This is a genomic window from Vibrio sp. V08_P9A1T1 (assembly GCF_963874405.1).
Lineage (GTDB): Bacteria > Pseudomonadota > Gammaproteobacteria > Enterobacterales > Vibrionaceae > Vibrio > Vibrio anguillarum.
The window spans coordinates 1-15,901 of sequence record NZ_CAWNIB010000295.1 but is presented as its reverse complement, the minus strand read 5'-3'; the positions used below and the strand labels follow the sequence as shown (position 1 = coordinate 15,901).

The 15,901-nt window shown below is 45.3% G+C and carries 15 protein-coding genes and 1 pseudogene; 14 read left to right on the top strand and 2 right to left on the bottom strand.

The window, feature by feature from the left end:
* Nucleotides 1-9 precede the first annotated feature (9 nt).
* The 3 genes from AACT21_RS15135 to crr all read left to right on the top strand — a co-directional run bounded on the left by AACT21_RS15135 (nucleotide 10) and on the right by crr (nucleotide 2,746).
* Nucleotides 10-267, top strand: a complete 258-nt coding sequence (locus AACT21_RS15135) for an HPr family phosphocarrier protein (protein ID WP_026027491.1) — start codon at nucleotides 10-12, stop codon at nucleotides 265-267.
* A gap of 138 nt (nucleotides 268-405) precedes the next feature.
* Nucleotides 406-2,130, top strand: coding sequence for a phosphoenolpyruvate-protein phosphotransferase PtsI (gene ptsI / locus AACT21_RS15130; RefSeq protein WP_013857325.1), 1,725 nt, complete (start codon nucleotides 406-408; stop codon nucleotides 2,128-2,130).
* A gap of 106 nt (nucleotides 2,131-2,236) precedes the next feature.
* Nucleotides 2,237-2,746: a PTS glucose transporter subunit IIA gene (crr, locus tag AACT21_RS15125; protein ID WP_010317358.1), complete on the top strand. Its 510-nt coding sequence runs from the start codon at nucleotides 2,237-2,239 to the stop codon at nucleotides 2,744-2,746.
* A gap of 79 nt (nucleotides 2,747-2,825) precedes the next feature.
* Here crr and AACT21_RS15120 read toward each other — a convergent pair whose 3' ends face one another.
* A complete protein-coding gene (locus tag AACT21_RS15120; protein ID WP_094164391.1) occupies nucleotides 2,826-3,977 on the bottom strand; it encodes a 2-octaprenyl-3-methyl-6-methoxy-1,4-benzoquinol hydroxylase in 1,152 nt (383 codons plus the stop codon).
* Nucleotides 3,978-4,234: 257 nt separating this feature from the next.
* On the opposite strand from AACT21_RS15120, the gene miaB reads away from it, so the two are divergent.
* The 5 genes from miaB to lnt all read left to right on the top strand — a co-directional run bounded on the left by miaB (nucleotide 4,235) and on the right by lnt (nucleotide 9,795).
* Nucleotides 4,235-5,659, top strand: a complete 1,425-nt coding sequence (miaB, locus tag AACT21_RS15115; protein WP_013857327.1) for a tRNA (N6-isopentenyl adenosine(37)-C2)-methylthiotransferase MiaB — start codon at nucleotides 4,235-4,237, stop codon at nucleotides 5,657-5,659.
* Between the two features lie 70 nt (nucleotides 5,660-5,729).
* Complete coding sequence (locus AACT21_RS15110; RefSeq protein ID WP_017043446.1) at nucleotides 5,730-6,830, top strand: PhoH family protein; 1,101 nt, start codon at nucleotides 5,730-5,732, stop codon at nucleotides 6,828-6,830.
* Nucleotides 6,830-7,294 carry an rRNA maturation RNase YbeY gene (gene ybeY / locus AACT21_RS15105; RefSeq protein ID WP_094164390.1) on the top strand — a complete coding sequence of 155 codons (465 nt, stop codon included), beginning with the start codon at nucleotides 6,830-6,832 and terminating at the stop codon, nucleotides 7,292-7,294. The genes AACT21_RS15110 and ybeY overlap by 1 nt, the downstream gene beginning before the upstream one ends.
* 72 nt (nucleotides 7,295-7,366) lie before the next feature.
* A complete protein-coding gene (gene corC / locus AACT21_RS15100) occupies nucleotides 7,367-8,242 on the top strand; it encodes a CNNM family magnesium/cobalt transport protein CorC (RefSeq protein WP_010317353.1) in 876 nt (291 codons plus the stop codon).
* A 32-nt stretch (nucleotides 8,243-8,274) separates the two neighbouring features.
* Entirely contained in the window at nucleotides 8,275-9,795 is a 1,521-nt protein-coding gene (lnt, locus tag AACT21_RS15095) for an apolipoprotein N-acyltransferase (RefSeq protein WP_094164389.1), read from the top strand.
* Nucleotides 9,796-9,846: 51 nt separating this feature from the next.
* On the opposite strand, the gene AACT21_RS15090 is transcribed toward lnt, so the two are convergent.
* Entirely contained in the window at nucleotides 9,847-10,317 is a 471-nt protein-coding gene (locus AACT21_RS15090) for a zinc ribbon-containing protein (protein WP_176430233.1), read from the bottom strand.
* Between the two features lie 122 nt (nucleotides 10,318-10,439).
* Between AACT21_RS15090 and leuS the strand changes: the two genes are divergently transcribed.
* The 6 genes and pseudogenes from leuS to AACT21_RS15060 all read left to right on the top strand — a co-directional run.
* Nucleotides 10,440-13,013, top strand: a complete 2,574-nt coding sequence (gene leuS, locus AACT21_RS15085) for a leucine--tRNA ligase (protein ID WP_094127310.1) — start codon at nucleotides 10,440-10,442, stop codon at nucleotides 13,011-13,013.
* 136 nt (nucleotides 13,014-13,149) lie between these two features.
* On the top strand, nucleotides 13,150-13,776 hold the full coding sequence (locus tag AACT21_RS15080; RefSeq protein WP_088732067.1) for an LPS-assembly lipoprotein LptE: 627 nt from the start codon (nucleotides 13,150-13,152) through the stop codon (nucleotides 13,774-13,776).
* Nucleotides 13,777-13,785: 9 nt separating this feature from the next.
* Nucleotides 13,786-14,811, top strand: coding sequence for a DNA polymerase III subunit delta (gene holA / locus AACT21_RS15075; RefSeq protein WP_094164387.1), 1,026 nt, complete (start codon nucleotides 13,786-13,788; stop codon nucleotides 14,809-14,811).
* Between the two features lie 62 nt (nucleotides 14,812-14,873).
* Entirely contained in the window at nucleotides 14,874-15,191 is a 318-nt protein-coding gene (gene rsfS, locus AACT21_RS15070; protein ID WP_013857335.1) for a ribosome silencing factor, read from the top strand.
* A gap of 3 nt (nucleotides 15,192-15,194) precedes the next feature.
* Nucleotides 15,195-15,665: a 23S rRNA (pseudouridine(1915)-N(3))-methyltransferase RlmH gene (gene rlmH, locus AACT21_RS15065; protein ID WP_013857336.1), complete on the top strand. Its 471-nt coding sequence runs from the start codon at nucleotides 15,195-15,197 to the stop codon at nucleotides 15,663-15,665.
* A gap of 6 nt (nucleotides 15,666-15,671) precedes the next feature.
* Nucleotides 15,672-15,901, top strand: a pseudogene (locus AACT21_RS15060) (penicillin-binding protein 2); the annotation flags it as partial.

Genomic DNA, 15,901 nt, shown 5'->3' with positions numbered 1-15,901 from the left:
GTATATAACATGTACGAGAAGCAAGTAGAAATCACTGCAGAAAACGGCCTTCACACTCGTCCTGCTGCGCAGTTCGTTAAAGAAGCAAAAGTATTCGATGCAGACATCACAGTGACTTCTAACGGCAAAAGCGCAAGTGCTAAGAGCCTATTCAAACTTCAAACTCTTGGCCTAGTAAAAGGTACCGTTGTGACTATTTCTGCTGAAGGCCCTCAAGCTAAGCAAGCGGTAGATCACCTAGTTGCTCTCATGGACCAACTACATTAATCCGGTCCACTATTTCAAAGCCATTTTGTGAAAACAAAATGGCTTTGTTGGAAATAGTCTACATTTTGAGCTACTAATTACCGTTAGCGCAATAGTCCACATTCTCCCGTTTACAGTTGACCAATTTAAGGTAACGCTATGATTTCAGGCATCCTAGCATCTCCAGGCATTGCTTTTGGTAAAGCACTGCTACTTCAAGAAGATGAAATTGTCCTAAATACTCACTCTATTTCAGATGACCAAGTAGAAGCAGAAGTTCAGTGTTTTTATGACGCTCGTAACAAATCTTCTGCTCAGCTAGAAGTGATCAAACAAAAAGCACTTGAAACATTCGGTGAAGAAAAAGAAGCCATCTTTGAAGGCCACATCATGTTGCTTGAAGATGAAGAGCTAGAAGAGGAAATTTTAGCACTCATCAAAAATGACAAAATGCATGCAGACAACGCGATCTATACCGTGATCGAAGAGCAGGCTGCTGCCCTAGAATCTCTTGATGATGAATATCTAAAAGAACGCGCGACAGACATCCGCGATATCGGTACGCGCTTTGTTAAAAATGCACTCGGCATTAATATCGTTTCACTGAGTGATATTAACGAACGGGTGATTCTTGTTGCTTACGATTTAACACCTTCTGAAACTGCACAAATCAATCTTGATTACGTGCTGGGTTTTGCTTGTGATATCGGTGGTCGTACATCTCATACTTCAATCATGGCACGTTCACTTGAGCTTCCAGCGATTGTTGGTACTAACGACATCACTAAGAAAGTAAAGAATGGCGACATGCTTATTCTTGACGCCATGAACAACAAAATCATCATTAATCCTTCAGAAGCACAGCTTGAAGAAGCGAAAAAAATTCGTGATGATTTTGCTGCGGAAAAAGAAGAGCTCGCAAAACTAAAAGACCTACCTGCTATCACACTCGATGGTCACCAAGTTGAAGTATGCGGTAACATCGGCACAGTAAAAGACTGCGATGGTATTTTACGCAACGGTGGTGAAGGCGTTGGCTTATATCGTACTGAGTTTTTATTCATGGACCGCAGCGCGCTACCAACTGAAGATGAGCAATACCAAGCTTATAAAGAAGTTGCAGAAGCGATGAGTGGTGAAGCGGTGATTATCCGTACCATGGATATCGGTGGTGATAAAGATCTTCCGTACATGGATCTACCAAAAGAGATGAACCCATTTTTGGGCTGGCGCGCGATTCGCATCAGCTTAGACCGTCGTGACATCTTACGAGATCAGCTTCGTGGCATTCTGCGTGCATCTGCGCATGGTAAACTGCGTATCATGTTCCCGATGATCATCTCTGTAGAAGAAATTCGTGAGCTTAAAAACGCCATTGAAGAATACAAAGAAGAACTTCGCACTGAAGGCTTAGCGTTCGATGAAAATATCGAAATCGGCGTTATGGTTGAAACACCTGCGGCAGCGGCAATTGCGCACCACTTGGCAAAAGAAGTGTCATTTTTCTCTATCGGTACCAATGATTTAACCCAATACACTCTTGCGGTTGACCGTGGTAACGAAATGATTTCACACCTGTATAACCCACTTTCTCCAGCGGTTTTAACCGTGATTAAGCAAGTGATTGATGCCTCACACGCTGAAGGTAAATGGACGGGTATGTGTGGCGAGTTAGCGGGTGATGAACGTGCAACGCTACTTCTACTTGGTATGGGACTCGATGAATTCTCTATGAGTGGTATCTCTATCCCTAAAGTGAAGAAAGTGATCCGCAACTCAAACTTCGCCGAAGTTAAAGCGATGGCAGAAGAAGCACTCTCTTTCCCAACCGCAGCTGAAATCGAAGCTTGTGTGGAAAAATTCATCGCAGAGAAAACGCAATAATTCGCTAATACCAATGAGATAGACGACTAAAAATAGGTCGTCTATTGTTGGCGATTGGTATACTATAATTCGACAGAATAAAATTAAACGTTAGGAGCATGACACAATGGGTCTGTTTGATAAACTTAAGAAGCTAGTATCTGACGACAGCTCAGATGCAGGTGCGATTGAAATTATTGCCCCTCTTTCTGGTGAAATCGTCAATATCGAAGATGTGCCAGATGTTGTTTTCGCTGAGAAAATTGTTGGTGATGGTATTGCGATTAAACCATCAGGCAACAAAATGGTAGCTCCAGTTAACGGCACTATCGGTAAGATTTTCGAAACTAACCATGCGTTTTCAATCGAGTCTGATGACGGTGTTGAGTTATTCGTTCACTTTGGTATCGACACAGTTGAGCTAAAAGGTGAAGGTTTTACTCGTATCGCTCAAGAAGGCCAAGCGGTTAAAGCAGGCGATACTGTTATCGAATTCGACCTAGCGCTTCTTGAAGAGAAAGCAAAATCAACACTAACACCTGTTGTTATCTCTAACATGGACGAAATCAAAGAGCTGAACAAGCTTTCTGGCACCGTCGTTGTTGGTGAAACACCGGTTCTACGTGTAACTAAGTAATTCGTTAAAATTTTTATTACGTAAAAAACGCTGCTGATTTGCAGCGTTTTTTGTTTCTACAAAAACAGCTCAAATCGCACTACAAACCTAACGCGTATTTCAACAGTTTTTCCTTCACTGGGCCTGAATGTTCGGCCAACTTCAATACCGTGTTGCGCACCAACTTTATTGGCAAAACCTCGTTGCTGAACGTTTTATAAAACAGATCCATTCCTGATTGCATCACTAAGTTATCCGGCCTTCTGCGTGTTTCATAATTCCGTAATTGCGCTTGTGTTAAAGCTTCTTGATTTTGTGTCACAGCTAACAACGCTTTTACATCTTTAAACCCTAAATTCACCCCTTGCCCAGCCAGAGGGTTAATCGTGTGTGCTGAATCGCCAACCAAAACACATTGCCGTTTCGCATACGTCTGAGCATGACGACGAGTGAGGGGAAATGCCCCACACTGCAACACGTTAATATCGCCTAGTTCCTCAGGAAAAGAGGCCAACACTTGCTCCCTTAACTGCTGCTTGTTCATCGCACACAATTGGCGAATTCGTTTTGGTGAGTCATACCATACCAAAGAAGCTTGATTACCCGGCAAAGGAAGAAACGAGCGCGGGCCGGATGGAAAAAATTGCTGCCAAGTAATATCTTGCTGAGGTTGATGAGTTTCGACATTGATCAACATGCAATGGTGCCGATAATCCCACGCGGTAACACCAATTCCCGCCAGCTGCCGCACAAGAGAATTTGCACCATCCGCACCAATCACCCAAGTTGCAGTAAGAGTTGCGCCTGACTCTAAAAGCACGCTATTTTGTTGGCCAAACACAATGTGCTTGAGCTTATCAGGACAAAAAACCTGCAAATTCGGATAGTGCACAAATTGCCCCCACAATCCGATCTGAATAAGACGATTTTCGACCATATAACCCAGCTGAGGGAGGCCCAGTGCATCGCTATGAAAACGAGTACGGCACTCTGGGTGCTCCCAGGTTTCTAGGCGGCGATAAGGGCAAACACGCATTTGCATAATTTCATCCCATGCGCCTAAGTCAGTAAGTAACTGAACCGAAGTTTGCGAAATGGCAGAAACGCGCAGATCCATTGCTTGGTCTATTGTAAATGCTTCAGGCTCTATACCTTCGACCATAGCAACCGTGCGACCTTGCTTAGCAAAGCCTATAGCCACTGCCGCCCCAACCATGCCACCACCAATCACCACCACGTCAAAATTGTTCATTGTTTACACTTAATCGTCTGAGTTTTGAGTCGATTTTCATTGTACGTTTTCAGCTCTTTTTTGCGAATTTTTTTACACAAAAACCCTGCACTTTCTATGGTGAAAATCTAGAGATGACGGAACATGCGAGAGATTTTATTGGATGACTAGTCAGTGACTTTTTAAAGCAGTACAATACGCGGCTTACCGCCGAGATGGCGGCTACAATTTGAGCATTAGTTCAACCAATTTAGACCAATAAGACGAGCGAAAGTGAGATGAGTAAGAAACTGCTAATTAAAACCTGGGGCTGCCAGATGAACGAATACGATTCATCAAAAATGGCCGACCTGCTTAACGCTGCAAACGGCTACGAGCTAACGGAAGAGCCAGAGGAAGCAGATGTATTATTACTTAACACCTGTTCGATCCGAGAAAAAGCACAAGAGAAAGTCTTTCACCAACTGGGTCGTTGGAAAACATTGAAAGATAAAAAACCAGGCGTCGTGATTGGCGTTGGCGGTTGTGTTGCAACCCAAGAAGGTGATCACATTCGTGAACGCGCTCCCTTTGTCGATGTTATTTTTGGCCCGCAAACCCTACACCGCTTGCCAGAAATGATAAAACAATCGCAAACCAACGATGCGCCAGTCATGGACATTTCGTTCCCAGAGATTGAAAAATTCGACCGTTTACCAGAACCAAAAGCAGACGGCGCAACTGCATTCGTCTCTATTATGGAAGGGTGTTCAAAATACTGCACTTACTGCGTAGTACCTTACACTCGCGGTGAAGAAGTCAGTCGCCCGATGGATGATGTGTTGTATGAAATCGCGCAACTCGCGGCGCAAGGTGTACGCGAAGTCAATCTTTTAGGACAAAACGTTAACGCATACCGTGGCCCTATGCACGATGGTGAAATCTGTTCATTTGCTAATCTGCTACGTTTAGTCGCCTCCATTGATGGTATTGATCGCATTCGATTCACCACCAGCCACCCACTCGAATTTACCGACGATATTATTGCCGTTTATGAAGACACACCTGAACTGGTGAGTTTTCTGCATCTTCCGGTACAAAGTGGTTCAGACCGAATCTTAACCATGATGAAGCGCCCACACACCGCGATTGAGTACAAATCCATTATTCGCAAACTGCGTAAGGCGCGCCCAGAGATCCAAATTAGTTCTGACTTTATTGTCGGTTTCCCCGGTGAAACAGATAAAGACTTTCAAGATACAATGAAGCTGATTAAAGACGTTGATTTTGATATGAGCTTCAGCTTTATCTTCTCCCCTCGCCCGGGTACGCCAGCCGCTGATTACCCATGTGATTTATCAGAAGACGCCAAAAAAGAGCGTTTATATGAACTGCAGCAAACAATCAACGCACAAGCGATGCGTTACTCACGTTTGATGTTAGGTACAGAACAACGCGTATTAGTCGAAGGCCCATCTAAGAAAAATCTAATGGAGCTTCGCGCCCGTACCGAAAATAACCGTGTCGTTAACTTTGAAGGCTCCGCCGATCTGATTGGCCAATTTGTCGATGTGAAAATTGTCGATGTGTTTGCCAACTCACTGCGTGGTGAACTGGTTCGCACTGAACAAGAGATGGATCTTCGCACCGTGATTTCACCAACGCAAATGATGGCGAAAACACGTCGAGAAAATGAGCTAGGGGTAGCCACTTTTACACCTTAGGTTTAAGCATAATGTCATACAGTGCTCGATCATAATCGGGCACTGTACCATGGCAAACTGAGAGGCAACATTGAGCAATAAAATTGTTACGCTAGAGATAGATCTAGAACCTTCAGACAACCGCCGTCTTGCTAGCCTGTGCGGTCCATTCGATGACAACATCAAACAATTAGAACGCCGTCTTGGTGTTGAAATTAATCACCGCAGCCAGTTTTTCACCATAGTCGGTAAACCACACACTGCCGCTGCTGCGTTGGATATTATCAAATCTTTGTACGTTAATACCTCACCCATACGTGGTCAAATTCCTGATATCGAACCAGAGCAAATTCATCTAGCCATCAAAGATTCAGGGATCCTTGAGCAGCCGTCTGAATCAAGTATTCAACATGGCAAAGAAGTCTTCATTAAGACCAAGAAAGGGCTGATAAAGCCGCGTACGCCTAACCAAGCTCAGTATCTCGTTAACATGGTGACGCACGACATCAGCTTTGGTATCGGCCCAGCAGGGACAGGTAAAACCTACTTAGCCGTTGCCGCTGCAGTTGATGCGCTAGAGCGCCAAGAAGTTCGTCGAATTTTGTTAACACGCCCGGCGGTTGAAGCAGGTGAAAAATTGGGCTTTCTACCCGGTGATTTAAGCCAAAAAGTCGACCCATACCTACGACCGCTTTATGACGCGTTGTTTGAAATGCTTGGCTTTGAGCGAGTAGAAAAGCTCATTGAACGCAATGTGATTGAAGTTGCGCCACTCGCTTACATGCGCGGACGTACGCTCAACGATGCTTTTATTATTTTAGATGAAAGTCAAAACACTACCGTTGAACAAATGAAAATGTTCCTGACACGGATTGGGTTTAATTCAAGAGCCGTTATTACGGGTGATGTGACACAAATCGATTTGCCGCGTGGCGCTCGTTCAGGTCTTCGCCATGCCATTGAAGTGCTCAATGAAGTTGACGAAATCAGTTTCAACTTCTTTTTGTCTGATGATGTCGTACGTCATCCAGTGGTTGCTCGTATCGTCAACGCTTACGAAAAATGGGAAGCTCAGGACCAAAAAGAGCGTAAAGCTCAAGAGCAACGTCGTCGTGAAGAGCGAGAAGTAAAGTCTGTGGATGTTTCTACTGAAGTGAATGCAGTAACCGCAACAAAAAACGTTGGTGAATAATGAGTATCGAACTAGATTTACAATTAGCGGTCAAAAATGAGCAAGGGTTACCTACTTTTGATGATATCAGCCATTGGTTAACTCACGCGGTGACCCCATTTCAGGAACAAGCGGAAGTCACTGTGCGAATTGTTGATTCCGAAGAGAGTCAACAGCTCAATCACGATTACCGAGGAAAAGATAAGCCGACCAACGTGCTATCCTTCCCTTTTGAGATGCCTCCGGGCATAGAGTTGGATCTGCTCGGTGACCTTGTCATTTGCCGCCAAGTGGTAGAACAAGAAGCCGATGAGCAACAAAAACCGTTGATGGCACACTGGGCTCATATGGTTGTACACGGCAGTCTACATCTGCTAGGTTATGATCATATCGATGATGATGAAGCCGAAGAGATGGAATCTCTTGAAACTGAAATTCTGCAAAAAATGGGCTTTGAAGACCCGTATATTGCTGAGAAGGAATAAAGCCAGTACCGCTAAAGTCGGTACGATACGTGTGCTATCACACATCTGATAGCGAGGAAAATTAGAGAAACAATGAACGAAGATAACCCCCAGAATTCTGAAGGTCCGAGTAGAAAGTCCTTCTTTGAACGCCTAGGTCAATTATTTCAAGGTGATCCAAGAGATCGCCAAGAGCTTGTGGATGTGATCCGCGACTCTGAAATCAATGACCTTATCGACCATGACACAAGAGATATGCTTGAAGGTGTGATGGAGATTTCTGAGATGCGCGTGCGTGATATTATGATCCCACGCTCACAAATGGTCACTATCGATAAAAACGATGACTTGGATACCTTAATTGCGCTGATCACCGATGCTCAGCACTCACGTTATCCGGTGATCAGTGAAGATAAAGACCATGTTGAAGGCATTCTACTAGCGAAGGACTTACTCAAATATTTAGGTTCAGACAGTGCACCTTTTAACATTTTAGAAGTGATCCGACCGGCAGTCGTGGTACCAGAAAGTAAACGGGTTGATCGCTTATTGAAGGAGTTCCGAGAGGAGCGTTACCACATGGCGATCGTCGTGGATGAATTCGGTGGCGTGTCTGGCTTAGTGACCATTGAAGATATTTTGGAAGAGATCGTTGGCGACATTGAAGACGAGTTCGATGATGAAGAACAATTGGATATCCGTAAGCTCAGCAAACATACTTTTGCAGTTAAAGCGCTGACCACCATCGAAGAGTTTAACGAAACCTTTGGTACTAAGTTCAGCGATGAAGAAGTAGATACTGTAGGGGGATTGGTGATGACAGCCTTTGGCCACCTGCCAAGCCGTGGCGAAGTTGTAGAGATCGACAAATACAGCTTTAAAGTCACCGCAGCAGATAACCGCCGAGTGGTTCAACTGCAAGTCACTATTCCTGATCTTGAATCACTTCCAGTGATAGCAGAAGAGTGACATAACCCACTCACATCAGCAGAATGAGATAGATGATTAAAGCACTTTTTCATCGCCTAATGCGGCCGCTTGCGGCCGCTTTTGTTGGCGCATTAACCCCACTCGCTTTTGCTCCTTATCAGTTTTGGCCGCTGGCCATACTCACCCCCATGTTGCTATTGTTGCTCATTAATCAGCAACCAGCTAAAAAAGCAGCATGGATAGGTTACTGCTGGGGCTTAGGTTTTTTTGCTTTTGGCATCAGTTGGGTGCACGTCAGTATTGATACCTTTGGTGGTATGCCCAAAATTGCCAGCCTGTTCCTGATGTCATTACTGGTCGGTTATTTAGCCCTTTATTCTGGGCTTTTCGCTGGCTTACTCAACCGTTTTTTCCGTCATAACACCATCAGCCATTTTTTATTAGTCACCCCTGCGCTTTGGCTAATTACCGATTGGCTTCGAGGCTGGGTAATGACCGGCTTTCCTTGGTTATGGCTTGGTTATAGTCAAATTGATAGCCCGCTTGCCAGTTTCGCACCACTGGGAGGCGTTGAGCTGATCACCTTCTTCACGCTCCTCTGTTCTAGCGCTCTAGCCATGACGTTGCTTAAGCGCTCTTGGATACTCGTGCTCATTCCTCTGACTATATTGGCGACGGGGTTTGGACTACGCAATTTCGATTGGGTCACTCCCGATCCCAGCACACAAACTCGCGTCGCACTGATTCAAGGTAATATTAAGCAAGCGGAAAAATGGCTTCCCAATCAGCGCTGGCCAACCATTATGGCCTACACCGATCTCAGTCGAGAAAACTGGGACGCAGATATTATCGTATGGCCAGAAGCGGCGATTCCCGCATTTGAATTCGAGATCCCTTCCTATTTGAGTAACTTAGATTCTGCGGCAAAAATGAACGACAGTGCGATTGTCACAGGCGTGCTCAACCAAAGCCCAGAGCGCTCTTTTTACAACAGCATTCTGGTACTTGGCACCAACCCTTATGGCGACTACCGTTATGACTCTGACGCTCGCTACCATAAGCATCATTTATTGCCATTTGGTGAGTTTGTGCCATTTGAAGATTGGCTCAGGCCCATCGCACCCTTTTTCAACTTGCCGATGTCTTCATTTAGCCGTGGTGACTATATTCAACCGAATCTGATTGCCAAGGGTAGACACCTAGCCGCGGCACTGTGCTATGAAATCATCTTCAATGAACAAGTCAGAGCGAATGTCACCGATGAAACAGATTTTATCTTAACCCTCTCTAACGATGCGTGGTTTGGGCATTCAAATGGCCCATTGCAACATATGGAGATTGCTCGGATGAGAGCTTTAGAGCTGGGTAAACCGCTCATTCGTTCAACCAACAATGGTGTCACCGCCGTGACGGATCACAAAGGTAAAATAACGCAGCAGATCCCACAATTTGAAACGGCCGTATTGAAAGCAACCATCACGTCGACCAAAGGAGAGACGCCGTATCACGCTGTCGGCACTTGGCCGCTCTACGTCTGGGTGTTACTCAGTTTGATCGTCGGATGGACAAGACGTCACTCACCTCACTCTTAACCTCAAAAAGGCGCATTTCAGCGCCTTTTTGTTGTTTTCTATCAGCAACAATTAAGGTTTTAATGGCTGACGAGTAAAAGCCGTTTGCCCACATTGAATACAAGGCATAATTTCAGTTGGATGATTATACTGGGTTCTATGCCCACAATGGTCACACAGTAACATCCCAAGGCCTATCATCTCCCCCGCTTGATACAAACCTTGTCGTTCTAAATCTTGAAACAATTCCACCCATTCCACTTTTGTTTTATCGGTGATTTCAAAAAGCCCCTGCCAAATTGAATTGGTAATCATCAATGAAAATGGGCTGCTTCTGCTCTCTTCAAAGCTATCCGCGAATTCTTTGAGATCCGCTTTTACATAGGCAGAAATAAGCGCCAATTCATCTTTGGTGAGATTATTGGCAGCATCAACAACCTTACCTGATGTCTGCAAAACTTGGGACATTTCATCAGGACTATGTTTGAGCGTTTCAATCACGTCATCCACAATCTCTTCGTAACTTGTTTTACGTTTTGGCATCACCCACCTCCATCAAACCAGATTGGCTATTGTTGTGTACCCCTGCTTTAGGTATTCTATGTCGATCTATTAGACTCTGTTCTAACCGAACTCACAAATTCCAAGATAACCGGATATCATCGATGCAAGAGCAATATAACCCGCAAGATATTGAACAAAAAGTTCAACAGCACTGGGATGACAACAAGACCTTTGTTGTAAGTGAAGACCCAAATAAAGAAAAATTCTACTGTCTTTCTATGTTCCCATACCCAAGTGGCCGACTGCACATGGGTCACGTGCGTAACTATACTATCGGTGATGTAGTCTCTCGTTTTCAACGTCTGCAAGGCAAGAACGTCATGCAACCCATTGGTTGGGACGCATTTGGCCTACCCGCTGAAAATGCGGCTGTAAAAAACAAAACGGCACCAGCGCCTTGGACCTACGAAAACATTCAGTACATGAAAAACCAGTTAAAACTGCTGGGTTTTGGCTACGATTGGAGCCGTGAATTCGCCACTTGCACGCCAGAATATTACCGCTGGGAACAAGAGTTCTTCACTAAGCTGTATCAAAAAGGCTTAGTCTACAAGAAAACCTCTTCCGTTAACTGGTGTCCAAACGACCAAACCGTTCTCGCTAACGAGCAAGTTGAAGATGGCTGCTGCTGGCGTTGTGATACACCAGTAGAACAAAAAGAGATCCCACAATGGTTTATTAAGATCACCGCGTACGCACAAGAACTGTTGGACGATTTAGAGAACTTAGAAGGTTGGCCTGAAATGGTCAAAACCATGCAGCGTAACTGGATTGGTCGCTCAGAAGGCGTAGAGCTCAAGTTTGGTGTCAACGGTCATTCAGATCTCGACGTCTATACCACTCGCCCTGATACCTTGATGGGTGTCACTTATGTGGGCATTGCGGCTGGTCATCCATTAGCGACCATTGCAGCGCAAAATAACCCTGCTTTAGCTTCTTTTATTGACGAATGTAAGAACACCAAAGTTGCAGAAGCTGAACTGGCGACCATGGAAAAGAAAGGCATGGATACGGGCCTAACGGCCATTCATCCTTTAAATGGTCGTGAAGTGCCTATTTATATCGCCAACTTTGTGCTGATGGATTACGGTACAGGCGCGGTGATGGCCGTACCTGCTCATGACCAACGTGATTTTGAGTTCGCCACCAAATATGGCCTAGACATCATTCCAGTCATCAAACCAGAAGATGGCTCTGAAGTCGATGTGTCTAGCGCTGCGTACACTGAAAAAGGAGTCCTGTTTGGTTCTGGCGAATTTGATGGTTTAGCCTTCCAAGCAGCATTTGATGCTATTGCAGCCAAGCTGGAGGCTGAAGGTAAAGGCAAGAAAACCGTTAATTTCCGTCTACGTGACTGGGGGGTTTCTCGCCAACGTTACTGGGGCGCGCCGATTCCTATGGTGACCACTGAAGATGGCCAAGTTCACCCAGTGCCAATTGATCAACTGCCCGTCATTCTACCAGAAGATGTTGTGATGGATGGTGTAACTAGCCCAATCAAAGCCGACAAAGAGTGGGCCAAAACCACCTTTAATGGCGAGCCTGCACTACGTGAAACCGATACCTTCGATACGTTTATGGAGTCGTCTTGGTATTACGCTCGTTACTGTTCACCACAAGCGGACGATATTTTAGACCCAGCGAAGGCAAACTACTGGTTACCAGTAGACCAATACATCGGTGGTATTGAGCATGCTTGTATGCACCTGCTCTACTCACGCTTCTTCCATAAGCTATTGCGTGATGCAGGCTATGTCACTTCAGATGAACCTTTCAAGCAACTACTTTGCCAAGGCATGGTATTGGCAGATGCGTTCTACCACACGAACGAGAAAGGCACCAAAGAGTGGATAGCGCCAACTGACGTAAAAGTGGAACGCGACGGTAAAGGCCGCATCACTCAAGCCGTAGACAACCAAGGCCGCAACGTTGAGCACTCAGGCATGATCAAAATGTCTAAGTCGAAAAACAACGGTATCGACCCGCAAGAGATGGTTGATAAGTATGGCGCCGATACGGTTCGTCTATTCATGATGTTTGCCTCTCCGGCTGACATGACGCTTGAATGGCAAGAGTCTGGTGTAGAAGGTGCTAACCGCTTCCTAAAGCGCGTCTGGAAACTGGTTGCAGAACATAGCGCTAAAGGTGTGGCTGAAGCGGTAGATAGCGCCTCTCTGACTGGTGAACAAAAAGCGCTGCGTCGTGATGTGCATAAAACCATCGCCAAAGTGACTGACGATATTGCACGCCGCCAGACGTTCAATACCGCCATTGCTGCGATTATGGAGTTGATGAATAAACTCACTAAAGCGTCACAAGAATCCGTGCAAGATCGGGCCATTCTCGACGAGGCTTTAAAAGCGGTTGTCAGCATGCTTTACCCAATCACTCCTCATATCAGCTTTGAACTGTGGAATGCACTGGGTGAGAGTGATGTAGATAATACCGTGTGGCCGACCTACGACGAATCCGCCCTAGTGGAAGATGAAAAACTGATCGTCCTACAAGTTAACGGAAAACTTCGTGGTAAGCTGACCGTAGCCGCTGATGCAAGTAAAGATCAGGTTGAAGCACTCGGTTTAGCGGACGAGAACGTCATGAAATTTACGGATGGCTTAACCGTTCGTAAAGTTATCTATGTACCAGGTAAGTTACTGAACATCGTTGCGAACTAATATCGCAGCCTAATGTCGTAATAACTGGTTTATCAACAGGGTAGCTCGCTGCCCTGTTGATTTATCTTAGCGTTCTTACCCACAGAGCTATAGAGCGCTAAGATAAGTCACCTAAATATATGAGAACTTAACCCCAATGCGCCAAATTTCGTCTTACTCTCTGAAATTATCGTTAATTGTTATTATGAGCAGCCTACTCTCCGCTTGCGGCTTTCATCTTCGTGGCGATTACTCCGTTCCTGAAGAGCTCAATCGAGTCTCTGTCACCAGCTACGACCAATACAGTACCTTCACTCGTATGGTAAAAAATCAATTACGAATGAGTGACATTGAGATTGTTTCCCCCTCAGAGACGGTGCCAAACATCTATCTAATAAGCGAGAGTGTTGGTGAACGGACGCTTTCGCTTTATCAAAATACTCGTGCGGCAGAAAAAGAACTCACTTTTAATGCAGCGTATCGCGTCACTCTGCCTGAAGTGGGGATAAAAACGTTTTCAACCAGTGTAACTCGTAGCTATCTTGATAACCCATTAACTGCTCTCGCTAAATCGGTAGAGCGAGACATGATTGAAGACGAAATGCGCAAACTAGCCGCAACTCAAATTTTACGCCAAATGGCACGTTTAAAAGCCGATATTGCAGCGAATGAACATCAACTTGAACAACAAGAAAATGAACAGCAGCGAACAGACCAGCAGGCCTATGAGATAAACACCGTGGAAAGTGAACCGTCACAATTCACGGCTCCTGCGACAAACTAAAGGCGAGTGATGAGAATATTTGCTGACAAGCTGGCCGATCACTTAAACAAGCCCTTGATGGGGCTTTACTTACTGTTTGGCAACGAACCGCTATTGCTGCAAGAATCACGCGTGGCGATAGAGAAAAAAGCGTTAGAACAAGGATTTGAAGAACGCCATCGTTTCAGTGCCGATGCCCATTTAAACTGGGATCAAGTCTATGACTGCTGCCAAGCTTTAAGTTTATTTTCCAGCAAAAAAATCATTGAAATTGAATTACCTGAAACGGGTGCAAATGCGGCAACAGCGAAAGAGCTCGTCGCCCTAGGTCAATCGCTTCATCCTGACGTACTACTTGTGATCATCGGTGAGAAATTGACCAAAGCACAAGAAAGCACTAAATGGTTTAAGACACTCTCAAGCCTAGGATGTTGGGTGAGTTGCTTAACCCCGGATATCAGCAAACTGCCACAATTTGTCATGATGCGCTGCCGCGCATTGGGGCTAAAACCTGATCAAGAAGCAGTGCAGATGCTGGCGCAATGGCATGAAGGCAATCTGTTCGCACTATCTCAAAGCTTAGAAAAACTCGCGCTACTCTATCCAGATGGCTTACTGACGCTGATCCGCTTAGAAGAGTCATTAAGCCGACATAACCACTTCACCGTCTTTCACTGGGTCGATGCGCTGCTCGAAGGGCAAGCGAATCGGTCACAACGTATTTTACGCCAGCTCATTACCGAAGGCACTGAGCCTGTGATTCTGATACGTAGCCTACAAAAAGAGCTGCTGCTGCTGCTGCAAATGCATCAAGATTTAACACAGATGTCGATTGGCTCAATCTTTGATAAGTACCGAATTTGGCAATCCAAGCGGCCTTGGTACGCGGCAAGCTTAAAAAGACTATCGAGAGATAAACTCAAACAGTTGATTGCATTACTCACCCAAGCCGAAAGAGTAACTAAAACTCAGTATGAAACCTCAACTTGGCCAATATTGCAGCAAATCAGTGTTGAATTTTGCTTGCCACAGTCCGTTGTATCAAAGTTGGCTTGAAGGCGTGTTATACTCCGCGCCATTTTGTCAGTAACCAGACCAATTTTTAAAGGAGATGACGCTTGCAACACCACGAATTGAAAGACTTTCTTGCCGATAAAGCCGACGATATGAAAGCCATTGATATCAAAACCTTAGATGTTAAGGGAAAATCTAGCATCACCGATTACATGATCATTTGCACAGGCACATCAAAACGGCATGTAGCCTCGATTGCCGAACATGTCGCAACTGAAGTCAAAAAAGTGGGCATGGAACCACTGGGTATGGATGGCGAAAGTGAAGGCGAATGGGTCGTGCTAGACATGGGCAGCAGCATGTTGCATGTTATGCAAGAAGAGCACCGTGATCTGTACCAGCTTGAAAAACTTTGGAGTTAAGTTTTGAAAATTCAGTTGATTGCCGTTGGTACCAAAATGCCGAAATGGGTAGAAGAAGGCTTTCAAGAGTACCGCCGACGTTTTCCACACGATATGCCGCTTGAATTAGTGGAGATACAAGCGGGCAAACGTGGCAAAAATGCGGATATTGCAAGAATTTTGCAAAAAGAAGGCGAAGCTATGCTCGCGGCCGTGCCAAAAAGCAATCGAATTGTTACTCTCGATATTCCAGGTAAACGTTGGGATACCGAACAACTGGCGGAACAACTTGAAAGTTGGAAGCTCGATGCCCGTGATGTATCGATTTTAATTGGTGGCCCTGAAGGGCTTTCTCCTGCATGCAAAGCCGCCGCAGAGCAGAGCTGGTCGCTTTCGCCGTTGACACTTCCTCACCCTTTGGTTCGAGTGGTCATGGCAGAGAGTTTGTACCGCGCTTGGAGTATTACGGCTAATCACCCTTATCACCGAGAATAACTATTCATGTTACGTAAGCGTAGCCAAATTCGTGACTACCAATCAGAAGCTCGGCTGTTTCGCAACCGAGCAATTGTCTCTTTTATTGCGATCATCATGCTGGTGGGCGTTCTGCTTACCAATTTGTACCATATTCAAATTAACCAATATCAAGATTACAAAACGCGATCCAACGATAACCGAATCAAAATCGTCCCGATTGCGCCTAATCGAGGGTTAATTTATGACCGCAATGG

What these genes read in the sequence shown, in the direction of transcription:
- AACT21_RS15135 (WP_026027491.1), top strand. Translation starts at nt 10, where the DNA reads ATGTACGAGAAGCAAGTAGAAATCACTGCAGAAAACGGCCTTCACACT.
- ptsI (WP_013857325.1), top strand. Translation starts at nt 406, where the DNA reads ATGATTTCAGGCATCCTAGCATCTCCAGGCATTGCTTTTGGTAAAGCA.
- crr (WP_010317358.1), top strand. Translation starts at nt 2,237, where the DNA reads ATGGGTCTGTTTGATAAACTTAAGAAGCTAGTATCTGACGACAGCTCA.
- AACT21_RS15120 (WP_094164391.1), bottom strand. Translation starts at nt 3,977, where the DNA reads ATGAACAATTTTGACGTGGTGGTGATTGGTGGTGGCATGGTTGGGGCG.
- miaB (WP_013857327.1), top strand. Translation starts at nt 4,235, where the DNA reads ATGAGTAAGAAACTGCTAATTAAAACCTGGGGCTGCCAGATGAACGAA.
- ybeY (WP_094164390.1), top strand. Translation starts at nt 6,830, where the DNA reads ATGAGTATCGAACTAGATTTACAATTAGCGGTCAAAAATGAGCAAGGG.
- corC (WP_010317353.1), top strand. Translation starts at nt 7,367, where the DNA reads ATGAACGAAGATAACCCCCAGAATTCTGAAGGTCCGAGTAGAAAGTCC.
- lnt (WP_094164389.1), top strand. Translation starts at nt 8,275, where the DNA reads ATGATTAAAGCACTTTTTCATCGCCTAATGCGGCCGCTTGCGGCCGCT.
- AACT21_RS15090 (WP_176430233.1), bottom strand. Translation starts at nt 10,317, where the DNA reads ATGCCAAAACGTAAAACAAGTTACGAAGAGATTGTGGATGACGTGATT.
- leuS (WP_094127310.1), top strand. Translation starts at nt 10,440, where the DNA reads ATGCAAGAGCAATATAACCCGCAAGATATTGAACAAAAAGTTCAACAG.
- AACT21_RS15080 (WP_088732067.1), top strand. Translation starts at nt 13,150, where the DNA reads ATGCGCCAAATTTCGTCTTACTCTCTGAAATTATCGTTAATTGTTATT.
- holA (WP_094164387.1), top strand. Translation starts at nt 13,786, where the DNA reads ATGAGAATATTTGCTGACAAGCTGGCCGATCACTTAAACAAGCCCTTG.